The sequence below is a fragment of the Nocardioides sp. SYSU D00065 genome (assembly GCF_017916425.1).
GTDB lineage: Bacteria > Actinomycetota > Actinomycetes > Propionibacteriales > Nocardioidaceae > Nocardioides.
Genome location: NZ_JAFMSX010000004.1, coordinates 129360 through 150619, shown reverse-complemented (window position 1 = coordinate 150619; position 21260 = coordinate 129360). Strand labels below are relative to the sequence as shown.

The 21260-nt window shown below is 71.2% G+C and carries 8 protein-coding genes; 7 read left to right on the top strand and 1 reads right to left on the bottom strand.

Annotated features, from left to right (window positions below; all coding sequences use genetic code 11):
* Positions 1–21 precede the first annotated feature (21 nt).
* Positions 22–3480 (bottom strand): M4 family metallopeptidase, encoded by a 3459-nt coding sequence (locus tag J3P41_RS16280; protein ID WP_210651457.1) that lies wholly within the window; start codon positions 3478–3480, stop codon positions 22–24.
* A 177-nt stretch (positions 3481–3657) separates the two neighbouring features.
* Between J3P41_RS16280 and J3P41_RS16275 the strand changes: the two genes are divergently transcribed.
* The 7 genes from J3P41_RS16275 (at position 3658) to J3P41_RS16245 (ending at position 21246) form a co-directional block, all read left to right on the top strand.
* Complete coding sequence (locus J3P41_RS16275; RefSeq protein WP_210651455.1) at positions 3658–6321, top strand: DNA translocase FtsK; 2664 nt, start codon at positions 3658–3660, stop codon at positions 6319–6321.
* Positions 6321–8030: a helix-turn-helix domain-containing protein gene (locus J3P41_RS16270; protein ID WP_210651454.1), complete on the top strand. Its 1710-nt coding sequence runs from the start codon at positions 6321–6323 to the stop codon at positions 8028–8030. The genes J3P41_RS16275 and J3P41_RS16270 overlap by 1 nt, the downstream gene beginning before the upstream one ends.
* Positions 8031–8201: 171 nt before the next feature.
* Entirely contained in the window at positions 8202–9647 is a 1446-nt protein-coding gene (rimO, locus tag J3P41_RS16265; RefSeq protein WP_210651758.1) for a 30S ribosomal protein S12 methylthiotransferase RimO, read from the top strand.
* Entirely contained in the window at positions 9644–10267 is a 624-nt protein-coding gene (gene pgsA, locus J3P41_RS16260; RefSeq protein WP_210651449.1) for a CDP-diacylglycerol--glycerol-3-phosphate 3-phosphatidyltransferase, read from the top strand. Before rimO ends, pgsA begins: the two co-directional genes overlap by 4 nt.
* Before the next feature lie 77 nt (positions 10268–10344).
* Positions 10345–13779: an ExeM/NucH family extracellular endonuclease gene (locus tag J3P41_RS16255; RefSeq protein WP_210651448.1), complete on the top strand. Its 3435-nt coding sequence runs from the start codon at positions 10345–10347 to the stop codon at positions 13777–13779.
* A gap of 166 nt (positions 13780–13945) precedes the next feature.
* On the top strand, positions 13946–16186 hold the full coding sequence (locus tag J3P41_RS16250) for a bifunctional UDP-sugar hydrolase/5'-nucleotidase (protein WP_210651445.1): 2241 nt from the start codon (positions 13946–13948) through the stop codon (positions 16184–16186).
* A 260-nt stretch (positions 16187–16446) separates the two neighbouring features.
* Positions 16447–21246, top strand: coding sequence for an ExeM/NucH family extracellular endonuclease (locus tag J3P41_RS16245; protein WP_210651444.1), 4800 nt, complete (start codon positions 16447–16449; stop codon positions 21244–21246).
* Positions 21247–21260: the final 14 nt, after the last annotated feature.

Genomic DNA, 21260 nt, shown 5'->3' with positions numbered 1-21260 from the left:
CTGCTCAGCCGGTGCCCGGGATCAGCGCACGACCCGGAACGTCAGCTTGTCCCTGCTGCTGTCCACCGTCTTGGAGCCCTTGTAGACGGCGACCAGCTTGTGCTTGCCGACGGAGTAGTCCTTGCGGACCGTGAGCACGACGCGACCCTTCTTCACCTTCTTGGTCGCGACCTTCTTGCCGTCGATCCTGACGACCACCTTGCCGGTGGCCTTCTCGCCCTCGGCCTTGACCTTGACGACGACCTTGAAGTCCTCGCCGCGCTCGGGACGAGCGGGCTTGACCTTGGCCCTGGTCCGGGAGTCGGCCGCGCCCGCAGCCAGCACCGTGGCCGTGAACGTCGCCGACGACCGGCCCTGCGTACGGCTGCCCGAGTAGGTCGCGGTCAGCTTGTGGGTACCCACCGGCAGGTCTGCCGGAAGGGCCACAGTGGTCTTGCCGTCGGCGTCCAGCTCGCCGCTGCCCCACACCTTGCCCGAGGCGTCGGTGACCTTGACCGTGCCGGTGGGCGCGGAGCCGGTGCTGCCGTCGCGGCTCACCGTGACGTCGACCGCGGAGGCGGTGCCGTACGTCGACGGGTCGGGCCTGCGGACCGCGGTCAGCTTGGTCGGCAGCTTGCAGTCGACCAGCTTGACGTTGTCGACCGACCAGCCGATGACGCCGCCGCAGCCGTCGCGACCGATGTCGAAGCGGAGCTGCAAGGTGTCCCCGGACTCCAGGCCCATGGCCGTGAGGTCCACGACCGAGGTGCCCCAGCCCGACTCGAGCGTGCCGCCGTCGGAGCCGGTGAAGGCGTCCTCGCCGGCCATCGGGTTGGTGTTGCCCGCGGTTGCGGTCGCGAGCTCGGTCGGCGCGTTGTACAGGTACGCCTCCGCCGGGACCGTCTTGAACGCGCCGCCGTTGATGCTGACCTTGAGGTTGCCGCCGTCGTAGTCCAGCTCGGTCGAGACCGAGTGGTCGAAGGCCACCTTGGGGCTCAGCATGTCGCCGACCTCGATGACCGGGCTGGCGATGGAGTCCCGGCTGGAGAAGTCTCCGGCGGTGCCGGAGCACTGGCCCTGGGGGGGAGCCGGCCCGAAGGCCACCTTGCCGGGGCGACCGTCCGCTGTCGCGGACGTCCACGGCGCGGAGAGCCCGCCCTCGTAGACGACCTCGCTGCTCGGCGTCCAGCCTGCGAGCCCGTCCTCGAAGTCCTCGCTCCAGGCGACCTCGCTGGCGGAGCCCTCGCCGCACAGCGACGGTGCCCGCGGGTCGAGGAGCGGCTGGAACTCGCACTGCACGGGCTCGGAGCGCAGCTCGGTGGCGGCGATGACCTTCGCCAGCTCGGCGCAGTCGGCCGCGGTCACGGGCGCTGCCGGGCGGACGTCGTTGTCGGCGAGGCTGACCGCGTTGATCGGCTTGCCGGTCAGGTCGACGCACGAGGCCTCGAGGCCGTCGGCCAGGTCGGTGAAGTCCGAGGTCGGCGTGAGGTAGGCCGACTGCGTGCGCCACCAGATGTTGGAGGCCTTGTCCAGCCCCATGCCGGTCATCGTCTGGCCGTTGTACGTGCCGCCGTCCACGGCGAGTGCGTAGGCGTGGTTGGGCACGCCGGAGTTGCTGTGCACTCCGCCGGCGTCATCAGTGCTGCACTTGTACTCGGCGTCCGAGACCTTGCCCGGGTCGCCGTAGCAGGTGGGCGTCCACATGTCGCGGATGGCGCCGCCGAAGGCCGAGGACTTCTCGCTGAGCACCCAGCGCGAGTTGTCGTCCTTGGCCGCTTCGTCGATGTCACGCACGGTCATCGTCACCGCGCCCACCGACTTGATCCGCTGGGCGGCTGCGGCGTCGACCATGAGGCCGTAAATCGGGAAGTCGCCTCCCGCAGCGGCCGGTGCGCCGTTGGTGACGTTGCCCACGACGATGCCGGTCGCCCCGGCGTCGACGGCGTGCTGCACCTTGTCGTTGAGGATGCAGTAACCGCGGTCGACGTAGACCCACTTGCCGGCGACGGCCTCGGGATTGGTCAGCTCCGAGCAGCCGTCGGTCGCCGTGCCGACGGGCTCATCGTCCTCGACCTCGACTGCGTCGGTGCCGGCAACCACCTCGGCGGTGACGCCTGCCTTGTCGAAGACGGGGCCGTGCTGGAAGGGCACCGCCCACTCGCACTCGCCGGCCACCTGCGCCGGGGCGGTGATCGTCGCCCCGATCTGGCCGCGGGTGTAGCGCGAGCACAGGCCGTCGGTGCGACGCACGTTCAGGTCGCCCTCGCCCTCGTCCTCACGACCGTTGAGGATGTCCTGGGTCTCGCCGAACACGTCGGACATCGACTCGTTGAGCGCACCGGACTGCCACTGGTAGATCAGGCCCGAGGTGTACTCGGTGTAGGCGTGGCTCCACTCGTGGCCCACCGTGTCGTCGTCGTAGACGCCGGGGCAGAAGCTGGTGTACTGCCCGTTCCACGACGCGTTGGGGCACCGGTCGGCGCGGTTGTGGACCATGATCATGGGCCCACCCTCGCCGTCGTAGGAGTCACGGCCGAACATGTTCTTGTAGAGGTTGTAGATCTCGCCGGCCGAGGCAACCATGTTGAGCTGGTCCTGGTCGAGCGAGCCGGGCAGCGGCTGGCCCTCACGCCACACCGGGGCCAGCGTGTCGTCGCTGACGTCGTCGGGTGTGCCACCGTCGTCGGTGACGGTGTAGAGCCGACGGTCACGCGCCTCGTGGATGCGGGAGTAGCGGTTGACCGGCTTGAGGCTGGTCGCGTCGAGGAACAGCACGTCGTGGATGGTCCCGCTGTCCTCGGTGACGTTGGTGACGTCGACCTGCCAGGCCAGCACGGCCTCGCCGGGCTCGCCCTTGACCGAGCCCTTGCGGTAGACGACCAGCTTCGCACCCTCGGCGCGCAGGCCCGCGGTGTCGGCCTCCTGGTCGGCCTCGCCGGTCGGCGGCGCCTCAGCGACGATCGCGACGGCCGTGTCCTCGGCCTGGGCCGCGCTGTGGCGCGGAGTCGTGCTCAGCGACAGGCCGGGGGCGGCGTAGCCGGTGACCGACGTGAGGTCGCCCTGCTTGTCCAGGTTGGCCTTGATGCCCGAACCGAACACCGGGACGCCCTCGTAGGACTGGGTGTAGGTGACCGTCCACCCGAACGGTCCGGACTCGACGCGCACCTTGTCGAGCTCGTCGGGGCGCGCGCCGAGGACGGCGGCGTACTCGTCGAGGTAGGCATCGGCCTTGGCGCCGGCGCTCGAGGCGTCGTCAGCCGATTCGCCGGGCAGCAGGTCGCCGTTCGTGCGGACGAAGCCCGCCTTGCCGGTGGCGGCTTCCCTGCTGATGGCGACCGAGCCCTGGGCCTGGTCGCGGAGCTGCGCGAGCAGCGACGGTTCGGCCTGGGGGGCCGCTGTTGCTTGCGTTCCGAGCGTGGGCAGCACGGCGATGCCTGCTCCCACGACCGCGAGTGCAAGCCCCTTGTTGAGGAGCTTCACGTTTTCCTCCAGATCGGTCATCACCCGGCTCCGAACGGTCGGGTGATCCGGGTCACCATAGGCACCTGTCCGGTCGGTCAGGAAGACCAAATGCGCCATTTGCGCCCTAGTGGGTGAAGCCGCCGCGCGGCCCCGTCGGCGGCGACACGCACCCGTGTGATCCCTGTGGCTGGTGTGACGTGGCCGTAGGGTCGGAGCATGGCGACCCGTACGTCTTCCCCGCCGGGGTCGCGGAGCTCGAGCACGTCCAGCACCAAGAGCAGGTCCAAGGGTTCGAGCACCCGATCACGGAGTACCAGCAAGCGTCCCGCACCTCGCGCCGGCACGGCGAAGGGCCGGAGCGGCTCGAGCGCGTCCCGACGCCCGCCAGCCTCGCGGCCCGCACCCCGTGCGGTGCGCAACGGCCCGGGACCGGTCTCGCGCCTGTTCGGCGCCGTCGGCCGCGGGGTCGCCGCCGTCTGGCTCGGCATCGCGCACGCGCTGGGGGCCGTCGCCCGCTCCATCGGTCAGTCGGCCCGCGACCTCGACCCCGACCACCGCCGCGACGGGGTCGGCCTGTTCCTGTTCGGCCTCGCCACGGTCGTCGCCGCGGCGGTGTGGTGGCAGCTGCCGGGTGGGGTGATGGAGTTCGCGCGCTCGATGACCGCCGGAGCCGTCGGCAAGGTCGGTTGGCTGGTCCCGCTGTTCCTCGTCTACGCCGGCTGGCGCACCCTGCGCGACCCCGAGCGCAACGGTCCCGCCGGGCGCCAGGTCATCGGCTGGGCCGCGTTCGCCCTCGGGCTGCTCGGCATCGTGCACATCGCCAACGGCAACCCGCAGCCGGTGCTCGGCGACGCCACCAACCTGCAGGAGGCCGGGGGAGCGGTCGGCTACGTGACCTCGAGCCTGCTGCTCGACCTCATGCAGACGTCGTACGTCGTGGTGCCCCTGCTGGCGCTGCTGACGGTGTTCGGCGTCCTCATCATCACCGCGACGCCGGTCTACCAGGTGCCCGTGAAGCTCGCCGCGCTGCGCGACAAGGCGCTGGGCCGCACTCCCGTCGACGGCGCCGCCGCGGACGACGAGCCCACCAAGCCGGTGCGCACCCGACGTCGCTCGATGCTCGACGACGAGATCGACCCGGAGATGGGCGATCCCGCCTACGACAGCCCCGTCCTGGCGGACCGCGAGCTGACGAAGCGTCGTCGCAAGAAGGACGCCGCTGCCGCCGCCGAGCCGTTCGAGGACTACGGGATCGACCTGTTCGCCGACGCCCCCACCGAGGTGGCGCCCGCCGACGGCGCGTCTCCGGCGGCGGCCGGTGCCTCCGCCAAGGACCCCGACGCCGGCGCCCTCGAGCCGCCGCCGCACACCCCGCTCCCGGCTCGGGTGGAGCAGCTCGCGCTGTCCGGCGACATCACCTACTCGCTGCCCGACAACTCCTCGCTCAAGCCCGGCTCGCCGCACAAGGCGCGCTCCAAGGCGAGCGACGCCGTGGTCGAACGACTGATGCAGGTGATGGAGGAGTTCGGCATCGACGCCACCGTCACCGGTTACACCCGCGGTCCGACGGTCACCCGCTACGAGGTCGAGCTCGGCCCCGCGGTGAAGGTCGAGAAGGTCACCGCGCTGTCGAAAAACATCGCCTACGCGGTCGCCTCGGCCGACGTACGGATCCTCAGCCCGATCCCCGGCAAGTCGGCCATCGGCATCGAGATCCCGAACACCGACAAGGAGATCGTCTCCCTCGGCGACGTGCTGCGCTCGGGCACCGCCCGCTCGGACCCGCACCCGATGGTCGCGGGGCTCGGCAAGGACGTCGAGGGTGGGTTCGTCGTCGCCAACATGGCGAAGATGCCGCACCTGCTGGTCGCCGGCGCCACCGGTTCGGGGAAGTCGAGCTTCATCAACTCGCTGATCACCTCGATCCTCATGCGGGCCACGCCCGACGAGGTGCGGATGATCATGGTCGACCCCAAGCGCGTCGAGCTCAACGCCTACGAGGGCGTCCCGCACCTCATCACGCCGATCATCACGAACCCCAAGAAGGCCGCCGAGGCGCTGGCGTGGGTCGTGCGCGAGATGGACATGCGCTACGACGACCTGGCCAACTTCGGGTTCCGTCACATCGACGACTTCAACAAGGCCGTTCGGGCCGGGAAGGTCGAGGTTCCCGCGGGCAGCGAGCGCACCCTCACGCCCTACCCCTACCTGCTGGTCATCGTCGACGAGCTCGCCGACCTGATGATGGTCGCGCCGCGCGACGTCGAGGACTCGGTCGTCCGTATCACGCAGCTGGCGCGCGCGGCCGGCATCCACCTGGTGCTCGCCACGCAGCGCCCCTCGGTGGACGTCGTCACCGGTCTCATCAAGGCCAACGTCCCCTCGCGCCTGGCCTTCGCCACGAGCTCGCTGGGCGACAGCCGGGTCATCCTCGACCAGCCCGGAGCGGAGAAGCTCGTCGGTCAGGGTGACGGTCTCTTCCTGCCGATGGGCGCCTCCAAGCCGGTGCGCGTCCAGGGCTCCTGGGTGACCGAGGCGGAGATCCACCAGGTGGTCGCCCACTGCAAGAGCCAGCTCGAGCCCACCTACGTCGAGGACGTCACCGCTCCCAAGGAGTCCAAGCGCGACCTCGACGACGACATCGGTGACGACATGGAGCTCGTGGTGCAGGCCATCGAGCTGGTCGTCTCCACCCAGTTCGGGTCCACGTCGATGTTGCAGCGCAAGCTGCGGGTCGGCTTCGCCAAGGCGGGGCGGCTCATGGACATCATGGAGAGCCGCGGGGTCGTCGGGCCCAGCGAGGGCTCAAAGGCCCGAGACGTGCTGGTCAAGCCCGACGAGCTCGATTCCGTGATCGCCACGTTGGAGGGGGGAGCCTGATGGGCGCCGCAGCAGTGCACGAGACCGAGAGCCACCACGACACCGAGTCAGGACGCGCCGACGTCCTGGGCGTCGCGCCCCACGCGCTGGAGGTACGCCGCAGCGCTGCCGTCGCCGCAGGGGTCGGGCTCACCGCGTCTGCGGTCGCCATCGCCTACCTCGCGCGCGCGACCCAGGGCGGCTCGGCGCTCGACTGGGCGTTCGTGGCGGTCATGGGGCTGCTCGGCGCCTACTGGCTCGCCGGCCTCGTCGACGCGCGAACGCCGCTGCTGGTCGCCGACGCGCAGGGCATCCGGATCCGCTTGGGCCGCACGTGGCGGGGCCTGCCGTGGAGCGCGGTGCGCCACGTCGAGCACACCCCGCGACGGGGCGCCCTGCGCGACGGCCGGCTAGTCGTGGTGCCGCACAACCTCGAGCTGGTCGAGTCGGAGCTGACCCGCGCGGGCAGGCGGCACGCCCGGGTGTCCCGCATGCTGCACGGCGCGCCGTTCGCGGTGCCGCTGGGCCTGTCGACCCGGGTGGTGGGCGCCGACGGCGACCTGACCGCCGCGCTCGAGCGGGTCGCCCACGATGCCGACCAGGTCGTCGTGCTCGAGGGCTCCGCTGGCCCGGAGGCCGCCGAGCCCGACATCGAGCACGCCGAGGCCACGGACGTCGACGACACGCACGTCGTCGGGACGGACGTCGCCGACGCGAACACCGAGGACTCCGAGGACTCCGAGGACTCCGAGGCTGCGGCTCTCGACGTGCCCGTGGTCGCCAGCCCCACCCCGGCAGCGCTGCGCGATACGGGGATCGCCCGGCGCTCGGAGGTCCGGCGCGAGGTCGTCGACCTCGACGAGGACGAGCTGGAAGGCCGCGAGCTGCGCCGCCCCGGCCGGGTCAGCCTGGTCGAGGAGACCCAGTCGTGGGGCGACCGGGTCCGCGCGATCGCGCGTCCCGGCGAGCCGGTCGAGCCGCTGGTCATCGACGACTTCGAGGTCGAGCCGGCGGAGGACCCGGTCATCGGTCCCGAGCTGGCCGCGGCGCGTACGCGCCTGGGCCTGACGGTCGACCAGCTGGCCGAGCGCACCCGCATCCGGCCGCACGTGATCGAGGCGGTGGAGGTCGACGACTTCGAGCCCTGCGGCGGCGACTTCTACGCTCGCGGCCACCTGCGCACCCTCGCCCGTGTGCTCGGCATCGACGTGACGCCGCTGCTCGCCTCCTACGACGAGCGCTACGCCCACGCGCCGATCAACCCGCGCCGGGTGTTCGAGGCCGAGCTCGCGACGGGCGTCAACGGCTCGATCCGCGGCACGCGCGGCGGCCCGAACTGGTCGGTGCTCGTCGCCGTCGTGATGGCGCTGGTGCTCGCCTGGTCGATCGCCCGGCTGGTGATGGACACGCCGCCCGAGCTGCGCGGGACGACCCCGGTGCTCAACGGCTCCGGCGGGCCGCAGGGCGCGGGCAACGCGCCGCTCGCCGACCCCGTCCCGGTCGTCGTCACGGCCGCCTCGGGCGGTGCCCAGGTCGTCGTGCGCGACGGCGCCGGGGAGATCGCGTTCAAGGGCAACCTGGCGGTCGGCCAGACGCACGAGCTGCAAGCCTCGCCTCCGGTGCGGGTGACGTCCACGGACGGCGCCGTGACGGTGTCCCTCGCCGGCGGTGAGGCGAAGCCGGTGGGCGAGCCGGGCGTCGCCGGTCAGGGCACGTTCGTCGCCGACTGAGCCCGCGGAGCGGCTGGTCGCGCCTGCCCCCCGATCGGCGGTCGGGGAGCCCGATCACTCGCCGCTCGGTCGGGTGAGCCGCCTCACCGCTGCGGTGGTGCTGCTCGCCGCGGTCACAACGGGCATACTCACCGTGCGATGACGACTGACACAGAGCTTGCCCCGACCCCGTTGAACGTCGCGGTCGTGACCCTCGGGTGCGCCCGCAACGAGGTCGACTCCGAGGAGCTGGCCGGCCGGCTGGAGTCCGGCGGCTTCGTGCTCGTCGAGGACCCGGAGGACGCCGACACCGTCGTGGTCAACACGTGCGGCTTCGTCGAGGCCGCCAAGAAGGACTCCGTCGACACCCTGCTCGAGGCGGCGGACCTCAAGGCGTCGGCGGGGCACGGTGGGCGGGCGCAGGCCGTCGTGGCCGTCGGCTGCCTGGCCGAGAGGTACGGCAAGGACCTCGCGGAGTCACTGCCCGAGGCCGACGCGGTGCTCGGCTTCGACGACTACCCCGACATCGCCGCGCGACTGCGCGCGATCGTGGCGGGGGAGACCCACCACCCCCACACGCCGTCCGACCGGCGCCGGCTGCTGCCGATCTCGCCGCTCGAGCGCGACGCCTCGACCATCTCGGTGCCCGGCCACCAGGCCGACCTGAGCGACATCGGCGCCGGAGCGCCCGTGACGGGTCCCCGCGCCGTACGCCGTCGCCTCGACTCCGGACCGATGGCACCGCTCAAGCTGGCCAGCGGCTGCGACCGGCGCTGCTCGTTCTGCGCCATCCCCAGCTTCCGCGGCTCCTTCGTCAGCCGCCGTCCCAGCGACGTGCTGCAGGAGGGTCAGTGGCTCGCCGCGCAGGGCGTCAAGGAGCTCTTCCTCGTCAGCGAGAACTCCACGTCGTACGGCAAGGACCTCGGCGACCTGCGTCTGCTCGAGACGCTGCTGCCCGAGCTGGCGGGGATCGACGGCGTCGAGCGCGTGCGCGTCTCCTACCTCCAGCCCGCCGAGACCCGGCCGGGCCTCATCGAGGCGATCGCGGACACGCCCGGCGTGGTGCCCTACTTCGACCTGTCCTTCCAGCACGCGAGCGGGCCGGTGCTGCGCCGGATGCGCCGCTTCGGCGACCCCGAGTCCTTCCTCGGGCTGCTCGACCGGATCCGGTCGCTCGCCCCACTCGCCGGCGTACGGTCCAACGTCATCGTCGGCTTCCCCGGCGAGACCGAGGAGGACCTGCAGGTCCTGTGCGACTTCCTCGTCGCGGCGCGGATGGACGTCACCGGCGTGTTCGGCTACTCCGACGAGGACGGCACCGAGGCCGCCTCGTTCGCCGACGACCTCAAGCTGGACGAGGACGAGATCCGCGCCCGCACCGAGCACGTCACCGCCCTCGTCGAGGAGCTCAACGCCCAGCGCGCCGAGGAGCGGATCGGCGAGGAGGTCGTGGTCCTCGTGGAGCACGTCGACGGGGACGTCGTCGAGGGCCGGGCTGCGCACCAGGGACCCGAGGTGGACGGGACGACCTCGCTCACCGGCGCCGGCACCGCGCGGGTCGGCGACGTGCTGAGCGCCACCGTGGTGGGTACCGACGGGGTGGACCTGGTCGCGCGAGTGAACGGAGACGGCCGATGACGACCCAGCAGCGCGAGGTGTCGAACCTCAACATCGCCAACGTCCTTACCACCCTCCGCATCGCGATGGTGCCCTTCTTCGGGTGGGCGCTGCTGCACGACGGAGGAGACTCGGCGACGTGGCGATGGGTGGCCTTCGCGATCTTCGCGGTGGCCATGATCACCGACAAGGTCGACGGCGACCTGGCCCGCAAGCACGGGCTGGTCACCGACTTCGGCAAGATCGCCGACCCCATCGCCGACAAGGCGATCACGGGCATGGCCTTCATCGGCCTCTCGATCGTCGGCGACATCTGGTGGTGGGTGACGATCGTCGTCCTGCTGCGCGAGTGGAGCGTGACCCTCTTGCGGCTCTCGGTCCTGAAGTCGGTGGTGATCCCGGCGGCGCAGAGCGGCAAGATCAAGACGGTCCTGCAGGCGGTCGCCCTGTCCGGACTGATCTGGCCGCTGCCGCACGGCGACGCGCACGGCGGGGCCTTCGACTTCTGGCCCGGCCCCACCGGCGAGGTGCTGTTCTACCTCGGCCAGGCGCTGCTGGCCGGGGCCGTGGCGATGACGCTGTGGTCCGGCTGGGAGTTCGTCCGCGAGGTACGCCGGCAGCGGGGGACCCGAGCGGCCTAGCCGTGGCGCGAGTGTGCGTTGTCGGTGGCGTGGGTGATGATGCCTAGGTCACATCCACCCGAACTCTCGGAGCACACATGCGCACACCCGCGCTTCCCTCGCCGCGCCACCTCGCGGCAGGAGCGGGCCTGGCCCTCCTGACGGCCGGACTCACCCCCCTCGCAGCAGCTGCCGATCCAGCAGGCACCGACCTCGTCATCAGCGAGGTCTACGGCGCCGGCGGCAATGGCGGTGCCTCGTTCACGCACGACTTCGTCGAGCTCCACAACCCGACCTCGTCGCCGATCAGCGTCGACGGCTGGTCCGTGCAGTACCGCAGTGCCACCGGCACCTCGGCGCAGCTGACCCCCCTCTCGGGATCGGTCCCGGCGGGCGGCCACTACCTCGTCCAGCAGGCGTCGCAGGCCGCTGTGGGCGAGCCCCTGCCCACCCCGGACGCGACCGGGACCATCCTGATGTCCGGGAGCAACGGCGCCGTCCTGCTGGCCGACGACACCACGGCCATCACCGCGGTCGGCGACCTCGCGGCGGACGCTGCGACCCCACCGCCGTCGAACCTGGTCGACATGGTCGGCTACGGCACGACGCCGACCTCGTTCGAGACGGCCAACACCGGCGTCGCCCTCACCAGCACGACCTCTGCGGCACGCAGCTCGACAGGCGCCGACACCGACGACAACGCCGACGACTTCGCCGAAGGCACGCCCACGCCGCAGGGCTCCGGCACCGCGACACCGTCCGGGCCCCGCGTCGCGACCGTGCCCGACCAGACCGCGACCGTCGGGCTGCCCGTCACCCCCGTCACGGTCACCGCCACCGGTGGCACCAGCCCCTACGAGTGGACAGCCACCGGTCTGCCCGCCGGGCTCTCGATCGCGACCACCACCTCGACCACCGGCGAGAACACTGGCGAGATCACCGGCACGCCGACGACCCCCGGTGTCCACGAGGTGACGGTCACCGCCACCGACGCGGACGACGCCCAGGGCAGCACCACGTTCGACATCGTGGTCAACCCCGCCGGAGTGCTGGCGATCGACGAGGTCCAGGGCACCGGCCCCACGTCGCCCCTCGTCGGCACCACGGTCACCACCCGCGGCATCGTCACGTCCGTCTACCCCCAGGGCGGTTTCTTCGGCTTCAACATCCAGACGCCGGGCTCCGGCGCGGCCGACATCGACCTCGCGACCCACACCGCCTCCGACGGCCTCTTCGTGCGCCAGGCCAGTGGCACCGTCACCGCGTCCCCGGGCTCGTACGTCGAGGTGCGCGGGCAGGTCACCGAGTTCGCCGGCGCCACGCAGGTGCAGGCGCAGCCCGCCGACATCACCGTCGTGGACCAGGACGTCCCGCCGGTGGTCACGACGACCACGGCGACGTGGCCGCGGACCGCCGCCGAGAAGGAGTCCCTCGAGGGGATGCGCTACCGCCCGACGGGCGCCTTCACCGTCACCAACACCTTCTCGACCAACAACTTCGGTGAGGTCGGGCTGGCAGCGGGCGACAGGCCGCTCATCCAGCGCACCGAGGTCGAGCTGCCCGGCCCGGCCGCGGCCAGCGCCGTGGAGGCCGACAACGCCGCCCGTTCCATCGTCCTGGACGACGGGGCGTCGACCAACTTCCTCCTCACCGGCAACACCGCCCAGTGCAGCCCGCAGCCGTCCGGCTGCCTGCTCAACGGCCACCTCACGCCGCCCTACGTCTCCACCACGCAGCCCGTGCGCGTCGGCGCACGAGCCACGTTCGTCGACGACGTGATCTTCACCCAGGGCGGATCGCCGAGCGCGCCGACCTACCGGTTCCAGCCGCTGGCGACCGTGACGGGTCCCGACAACGCGAACAGTCCGGCCACCTTCGAGGACACCCGCACCGCCGCGCCCGACGAGGCCCTCATCAACGAGACCGGCACTGCCGACCTCAAGGTCGCCTCGTTCAACGTGCTCAACTACTTCACCACCCTGGGCGACGCCGACGACGACAACGTCGGCGACGGCGGCTGCACCCCGTTCCGGGACCGGGCCGGCGACGGCGCCACGGTCAACGGAGGCTGCGAGCAGCGCGGCGCGTGGGACCCGCAGGACTTCCAGCGCCAGCAGTCCAAGATCGTGTCCGCGATCAACCGGCTCGATGCCGACGTCGTCGGCCTCATGGAGATCGAGAACTCGCGGACCCTCGGCGAGACGCCCGACGAGGCCACCGACAGCCTCGTGGCGGCACTCAACGCCGACGCGGGTGCCGGCACGTGGGCGGCCAACCCGTCCTCGACCGAGCTGCCCGACGGTGGGATGGACGTCATCACCAGCGCCATCATCTACAAGCCCGCCAGCGTCGACCGCGTGGGCCAGTCCCGTGCGCTCGGCACCCTGAGCGACGCCGGCGAGGCCTTCGACAACGCCCGCGAGCCGCTCGGGCAGGTGTTCAGGGCCGACGCGGGCGGCGAGCCGTTCCTGTTCGTCGTCAACCACTTCAAGTCCAAGGGCTCTGCCGGTCCGCAACCCGGCGACGCCGACACCGGTGACGGGCAGGGCGCGTCCACCGGCTCCCGCGTACTCCAGGCGACCGCCCTGCGCGACTGGGTCGCGGGCCTGCAGGCCGAGACCGGTGTGCAGTCCGTCGTCCTCGGCGGCGACTTCAACTCCTACACCATGGAGGACCCGCTGCGGGTCCTCTACGACGCCGGCTTCACCAACGTCGAGCGTCACTTCGACAACGGCGAGTTCTCGTACTCGTTCTCCGGCCTCTCCGGCTCGCTCGACCACATCCTGGTGAACGGTCCCGCGCTGAAGAGGAGCACCGGCACGGACATCTGGAACATCAACGCGGGCGAGTCCCTCGCCCTGGAGTACAGCCGGTGGAACTACCACGCGACCGACTTCCACGCCCCGGGTCCCTACCGGTCCTCCGACCACGACCCGGTGATCCTCGGTCTGCGGCAAACCACGCCGGTCGCTCCGATCGCGGCATCCGTGAGCGGCACGGCCCGCTCGGTCGCGTACGGCTCCAAGGCCCGCATCTCGGTCCGGGTGGCCCCGGAGACCGCGTCCGGCACCGTCACGGTGTCGCGGGGCTCGACCGTGCTCGGTACGGCCAGGCTCGCGTCGGGCCGCGGCACCGTGCGGCTCCCCAAGCGGTCGCTGCCGGTCGGCACCCACGCGCTGACCCTCGCCTACTCGGGCGACGCCGCCCACAAGGCGGCGACCGGCACGGTGCGGGTCCGGGTCACGAAGGCCGTGTCGACGGTCCGGGCGAAGGTCAAGCCGACGCCGGTCGTCACCGGCAGGCGAGCAACGGTCAGGGTGACGGTGTCGGCGAAGGGGGTCACCCCTCGCGGCAAGGTGACTGTGACGATCGGCAAGAAGACCTATCGGGCCACGCTCCGCGCGGGCAAGGCGGCCATCAAGGTGAGGCCGTTCAAGAAGCCGGGCGTCCGCAAGGTCGCCGTCGCCTACGCCGGCGACTCGAGGACCAAGGGCGACAGGCTCCGCACCACCATCAAGGTGCGCCGGCGCTGACCCGGCGCCCACGCGCCGCACCGATCCCCACGATTCGGCCCGGCCGGCCAGCCGGTCAGCCGGGCCGTCTCGGCCCTCCTCGCCGTGCCGGGAGGAGGACCACCGAACGTCCACCCGAGCCGGGTTAAGGTGACCCGATTCACGCCATTCAAGGAAAGGCCCACTCGTGCCAGCATCACGAACCGGTCGCAGGCTCACCCTTGCGACCACGCTGACGGGGCTGCTCGCAGCACCCCTCGCGATCGTGGCGACCGCCGCTCCGGCGACCGCCGCAGCCGTCCCCGTCACGATCTTGAACTTCAACGACTTCCACGGCCGCATCGACAACAACACCACGAAGTGGGCCACCACCATCGAGCAGAACCGGGACGCGAGCACGATGGTGCTCTCGGCCGGTGACAACATCGGTGCCTCGCTCTTCGCGTCGGCGTTCAACGACGACAAGCCGACCATCGACGTCCTCAACGCTCTGGACCTCGACGTGAGCGTCGTGGGCAACCACGAGTTCGACAAGGGGTGGCCCTGGTTCAAGTCGCACGTCGTCGACGGCGGTTCCACCGCCCCCGACGGGACTGCGTATCCGCAGGCGAGCTTCCCCTACCTCGGCGCCAACGTGCTCGACGCGGCCGGCAACCCGGTCCTGCCCGCCTCGACGCAGGTGGCGCTCGGCGCAGCGAACGTGTGCGTCATCGGGGCCGTGACCCAGGAGACGCCGTCGCTGGTCTCGCCCGGCGGCATCACCGGCCTCCAGTTCACCGACCCGGTGACCGCGGTCAACCAGGAGGTGGCGCGGCTGCAGTCGGCCGGCGTCGACTGCGACGCCACGATCGCCAACTACCACGAGGGCGCCCCGCAGGCGCAGAGCGCCGCCACCCAGGCCCAGCAGGAGGCGGCGTCCGCGGTGTTCCGCCACCTCACGCAGGACACGGCCGCCGCCGTGGACGTGATCTACAACGGGCACACCCACCAGCCCTACGCCTACAGCGGCTCGCGTCCGGTCGTGCAGACCGACCCCTACGGAGCCGCCCTCGGCAAGGTGTCGATGACCATCGACACCGACGCCAACACCGTCGGTTCGGTCAGCGCGACCCTCGTCCCGCGGGCGGGCGCGGCCGACACGACCCTGCCGCGGGTGGCCGCCGTCGACTCGATCGTCACCGCCGCGCTCGCTGCCGCGAACGTCGTCGGCGACCGCGCCGTCGGCACCATCTCGGCGGACATCACGCGAGCCGACTCCGACCCGGTCGCGGCCGGGGTCCAGGAGGACCGCAAGGCGGAGTCGACCATCGGCAACCTCGTGGCCGACGCCCTTCGCGACGTCAAGATCCCCGCCGTCGCGAAGACCCCGACCATCGGCATCACCAACCCGGGCGGGCTCCGGGCCGACCTGCTCCACAAGGGCGACCTCAGCACCAGCCCGGAGAACGCCGACGGCGTGGTGACGTTCGAGGAGGCCAACGCGGTCCTGCCGTTCGTCAACAACGTCAGCTACGTCGACGTGACCGGCGCGACGCTGAAGAAGATCTTCGAGCAACAGTGGCAGCCGTCGACCTCGAGCAACCCGTTCCTGCACCTCGGTGTCTCGAAGAACGTGCAGGCCGTCCTCGACGCGACCCGCCCGCTGGGTGACAGGGTCGTGTCGATCACCGTCGATGGCCAGCTGGTCGAGCCGGCCAAGACCTACACCGTGTCGACCTTCAGCTTCCTCGCCCAGGGCGGCGACAACTTCACCGCGTTCCGGGAGGGCAAGGCGATCGACACGGGCGCCGTGGACCGCGACCTGTGGATCGACTCCTTCTTCCGCAACGGCCAGGTGAAGTCCCCCTCCGCGGTGAAGCGCCAGGTGTTCGCGACCGGGCTGAAGAGCAGCTACGTCGCCGGCGAGAAGGCCAAGATCAGCTTCGACAAGCTCGACATCACCTCGCTCGGCATCCCCGCCAACACCAAGCTCGACCTGGTCAAGGTGCGTCCCGACGGGTCGAAGAAGGTCTTCGGGAGCACCCGGGTCGTGGCCGGCAAGAGCGACGTGGCGTTCACTGTCCGCGCCGGCAAGGAGCTGCAGATCGTGGCGCAGCCCAGCGGCACCACCATCGCGCGCGCCGTGGTCAAGGGCGAGCCGCGGGTGAGCGTGCGCGCGTTCCCGAAGGCCGGCAAGGCGAAGGTCGGCAAGACCAAGGTGCGCCTGCGCGTCAAGGTCAAGGCCGCCCACGTGGCCGATGTCAACGGGTGGGTCAAGGTCCGGGTGTCCGGCAAGACCTACCGCGCGAAGGTCAAGGACGGTGTCGCCAAGGTGAAGCTGCGCGCGTTCCGCAAGGCGCGCACCTACAACGCCAAGGTCACCTTCAACGGCACCGACGCACTCGAGCGGGTGCGCAAGGTCGTCGAGATCAAGGTGCGCCGCAGGTGAGCTGAGCTGCACCAGCACGACCGCACGGCCGAGTGCACCGCTCTCGGCCAGCACGACCGGAGGCCCGGTCATCGTCCGCGATGACCGGGCCTCTCGGCGTCCACAGCGCACCGTCGGAGTTTGTGGACGTCACGCCGCGCCGGGGTCGACGCGACGACAGACGGAGTTCATGCATGGGACACGTGGAGACGACTGACTGACCCTGGCCCCCGACGGGGGCCGTCTCGGGACAGTCCACTCAACCTGGGGGTCTTCTCTCCATGCCTTCTCGTCCCTCGTCCCTACGCCGGCCGGTAGCTGCCGTCACAGGGATCTCCCTCCTCGCCGGCTCGCTGGCGCTGGCCGCGGGCTCCTTCGCGCCGGCCTCGGCCGACCCGGCCGGCACGGGCCTCGTCGTCAGCGAGGTCTTCGGCGGCGGCGGCAACTCCGGTGCGCCGTACCGCAACGACTTCATCGAGCTCTACAACCCGACGGACAGCGCGATCAGCCTGACCGGCCACACCGTGGAGTACTTCGCCGCGAACGGCAACACCGGCGGTACGACCGCGCTGACCGGGTCGATCCCCGCCAAGGGCCACTTCCTCGTCCAGCAGGCGGCCGGGGCCAACACCGCCGCGCCCGCCCTGCCGACCCCCGACCTGACCGGGACCCTGAACATGAGCGCCAGCAACGGCTCGGTCGAGCTGCGGCGCGGTTCGGTCGTCGTCGACCTCGTGGGCTTCGGCACTGCGACGCGTCGCGAGGGCACGGCGGCGTCGGCCCTGACCAACAGCACCTCGGCGAGCCGCGACGCCGCGCGCACGGACACCGACGACAACTCGGTGGACTTCACGGTCGGCGCGCCGGCGCCGCAGAACTCGACGTCCGGCTCGGGGCCGGAGGAGCCGGAGGAGCCCGAGGAGCCCCAGCCCGGTCAGGAGCTCACGATCGCCCAGGTGCAGGGCACCGGAGCCACCACGGCGTACGCCAACCAGGTCGTCACGACGCAGGGTGTCGTCACCGCGGCGTACCCGACCGGCGGCTACAACGGCTTCTACATCCAGACCCCGGGGCCCGACACCACCCCGGACGCCTCGGACGGCATCTTCGTCTACGCCCCGGGCGGCTTCCCGGCCGGCGTGGTCCGCGGCGCGTCGGTGAAGGTGACCGGAACGGCCGGCGAGTTCGGCAGCCAGACGCAGGTCACCTCCAGCAGCATCGAGGTGCTCACCACCTCCCTCGGCACCGTGGTGCCGAAGACGGTCGTCCCGGGCACCGACTGCGAGCTCGGCAACTGCCCGACCGGCGCCCAGCTCGACGCGGCGCTCGAGAAGAGCGAGGGCGAGGCGTTCGCCCCGACCGGCGACTTCACCGTCACCGACGTGTACGACTTCTCGGCCTTCCCGTCGACGTCGAACAACTTCTTCGGTGAGATCGGCATCGCCGCCAACTCCGACGTGCCGCTCTACACGCCGACCGACCTCGTGGACGCCCAGGACACCGAGGCGATCGCCGACCTCACGGCGTACAACAACGCCCGCCGAGTCGTGCTCGACGACGGCTCCAGCAAGACGTACTGGAACACCTCGAACGACGCCTCCGCGCAGAACGAGCCGGTGCCCTACCTGACGAAGGACCACTACGTCCGCGTCGGTGCCGGCGTCACCTTCGACGCCCCGGTCGTGCTCGACTACCGGTTCGGCTGGAAGCTCCAGCCCGCCGGCGTCGTCACCGGACGCCCCACCGGGCTGGTCACGTTCGAGCAGAACCGGCCCGCGGCGCCCGCCGAGGTCGGCGGCGACGTCAAGCTGGCGACCTTCAACGTGCTCAACTACTTCACCACCCTCGGCTCCCAGACGAGCGGCTGCCAGTCCTACAAGGACCGCACCGGCGACCCGGTCGCCGTCAGCGGCGGCTGCGACCCGCGCGGCGCCTGGGACCGGGCCGACTTCGAGCGGCAGCAGGCCAAGATCGTCAACGCGATCGACACGATGGACGCCGACATCGTCTCCCTGGAGGAGATCGAGAACTCCCGCGTGGTCGACGGAGGTGACCGCGACGAGGCCGTCGGTGCGCTCGTCGCGGCGCTGAACGCGAAGGCCGGCGGTCCCACCGCCCGCTGGACGTACGTCCCGTCCCCGGCCGCGCTGCCGCCGGCCAGCGAGGAGGACGTCATCCGCAACGGGATCATCTACAACCCCGCCACGGTCGAGACCGTGGGCGCCGCGCAGATCCTGATCGGTTCAGCCGCGTTCAGCGACGCCCGCGAGCCCTTCGCGCAGGCGTTCAAGGCCAAGGGCGCACCCGACGCCGACGCGTTCGCGGTGATCGTGAACCACTTCAAGTCCAAGGGCTCCGGCACGCCGGACCCCGACGGACAGGGCAACGCCAACGACCGGCGTGAGCTGCAGGCAGCGGCCCTCGCCCAGTTCGCCGAGTCCTTCGGCCAGGCCCGAGGCACCGATCGGATCTTCCTCACCGGTGACTTCAACGCCTACACGATGGAGGACCCGATCCAGATCCTCAACGACGCCGACTACGAGGTGCTCGCCTCGACCGTCGACCCCGACGCCAGGTCGTACAGCTTCCAGGGCAAGTCGGGCTCGCTCGACCACGTGCTCGCCAGCCCCGCCGCCGCCGAGATGGTGACGGGCGTCGACATCTGGGAGGCCAACGCCAACGAGTCGGTCTTCTACCAGTACTCGCGCCACAACTACGTCGGCACGGACCTCTACTCCGACGGCCCGTTCGCGGCCTCCGACCACAACCCGGCCGTCGTCGGTCTCGACACCGGCGAGGTCACCGCGCCCGTCGACATCCAGCTGCTGAACATCAACGACTTCCACGGTCGCATCGACGCGAACACCACCACGTTCGCCACCACGGTGGAGCAGCTGCGCGCGCAGAACCCGAACACGCTGTTCCTCTCCGCCGGCGACAACATCGGTGCCTCGCTGTTCGCCTCGTCCCTCGCGAAGGACCAGCCGACGATCGATGTGCTGAACGCGCTCGGCCTGCAGGCCTCGGCCGTGGGCAACCACGAGTTCGACCAGGGCCTCGCTGACCTCACCGACCGCGTCGAGCCGGCCGCCGACTGGGACTACCTCGGCGCCAACGTCTACGAGAAGGGCACCACCACGCCCGCGCTCGACGAGTACGCCCTGTTCACCGTCGGCGGCGTCGACGTCGCCGTGATCGGAGCCGTCACCGAGGAGACGCCCGCCCTGGTCTCCGCCGGGGGAGTCGCCACCATCGAGTTCGGTGATCCCGTCGAGGCGGTCAACCGAGTGGCCGAGCAGCTGAGCGACGGCAACGCCGCCAACGGCGAGGCCGACGTGATCGTGGCCGAGTACCACGAGGGCGCGGGCGCCGGTGTGCCCGACGGCTCCACCCTCGAGGAGGAGGTCGCCGAGGGCAAGGTGTTCGCCGACATCGTCACCGACACCTCGGTCGACGTCGACGTGATCTTCACCGGCCACACGCACAAGCAGTACGCGTGGGACGCCCCGGTCCCCGGTGACGCAAATCGGACCCGCCCGATCCTGCAGACCGGCAGCTACGGCGAGTTCGTGGGGCAGGTCGAGCTGACCGTCGACCCGGTCACTGGCGACGTGCAGTCGTACCAGCAGGCCAACGTCAAGCGTGCCGCGACCGAGGACCTGTCCTTCCCACGGGTGGCGGAGGTCAAGCGGATCACCGACGCCGCGCTGGCCGAGGCGGCCCGCGTGGGCAACGAGCCGGTCGGCACCATCGCCGCCGACATCACCACCGCCCACAACAACGGTGCCCGCGACGACCGGGCCGCCGAGTCGACGCTCGGCGACGCGGTGGCCAACGCGCTGCGCGACGCCGCCACGAAGTTCGCGCAGCCCGACCTCGGCCTCACCAACCCCGGCGGGCTCCGCGCCGAGCTGCTCTACAAGGGCGACACGACCAGCAACCCGAAGAACACCGACGGGGTCGTGACCTTCGCCGAGGCCAACGCCGTCCTCACCTTCAACAACACGCTTGCGCTGGTCCAGCTCAAGGGCGCCGACCTCAAGGAGGTCCTCGAGCAGCAGTGGCAGACCAACGCCGACGGCACGGTCCCCAGCCGCCCGTACCTGCAGCTCGGGCTGTCGGACAACGTCGAGGTGACCGCGGACGACTCCCGGCCGGCCGGGCAGCGCATCACCTCGGTCCGCATCAACGGCGAGGTGCTCGACCCGGCCCGGACGTACACCGTCTCTACCCTGTCGTTCCTCGCCCAGGGCAGCGACAACTTCCGCGCCTTCACCAAGGGCACCTACGTCGACACCGGGCTGCTGGACATCCAGGCGTTCCGCGACTACCTGGCGGCCAACCCCGGCCTGAAGCCGGACTTCGCCCGCCAGCAGGTGTTCACCGAGGACCTCCCGACCGAGCTGGTCGCCGGCCAGGCTGCGTCGTTCCAGCTGGGCGTCCCCAACGGCGGCCCGGCGCCCATCACGGGCACGACGCTCGACCTCACCTCGCTCGGCAGCCCCGCCAACACCACCGTCACGGCGACGCTGGTCACCGGCGGCACCCGTACGGCGATCGGGACCTTCCCTGTGACCGCGGGGGTGGCGCAGGTCGACCTGACGGTCCCGGCCGGGGCACCCACCGGCGCCACGGTGGAGCTCGTGGCTGCTCCGTCGGGTACGCGGGTCACGCTGCCCGTGCGGGCCGGGACGACCACGCCGGACCCTGACCCCAACCCGAACCCGAACCCGACGCCGAACCCGACCCCGAACCCGACGCCGAACCCGACGCCCACGCCTGCTCCCGAGCCGGAGAAGGCGGAGCCGACGCTGAAGGCGGTCGGCATCCAGCAGAAGGCCGGTGAGAAGGTCCGGTTCACGGTCAAGGTGAAGGCTGCCGGCCACCAGGCCACGGGCTGGATCAAGGTCCGGGTCAAGGGCTCGGACGAGGTGCACCGGTTCAAGGTGAAGAAGGGCCGCGCGAAGGTCGTGCTGCCCGCCTTCAACCGTCCGGGAACCAAGAAGGTGACCGTGCGCTACCTCGGCGACGACGCGGTTGCGCGGGACACGATGGTGGTCAAGCTCAAGATCAAGCGCTGACCTGCCTCCCGCTC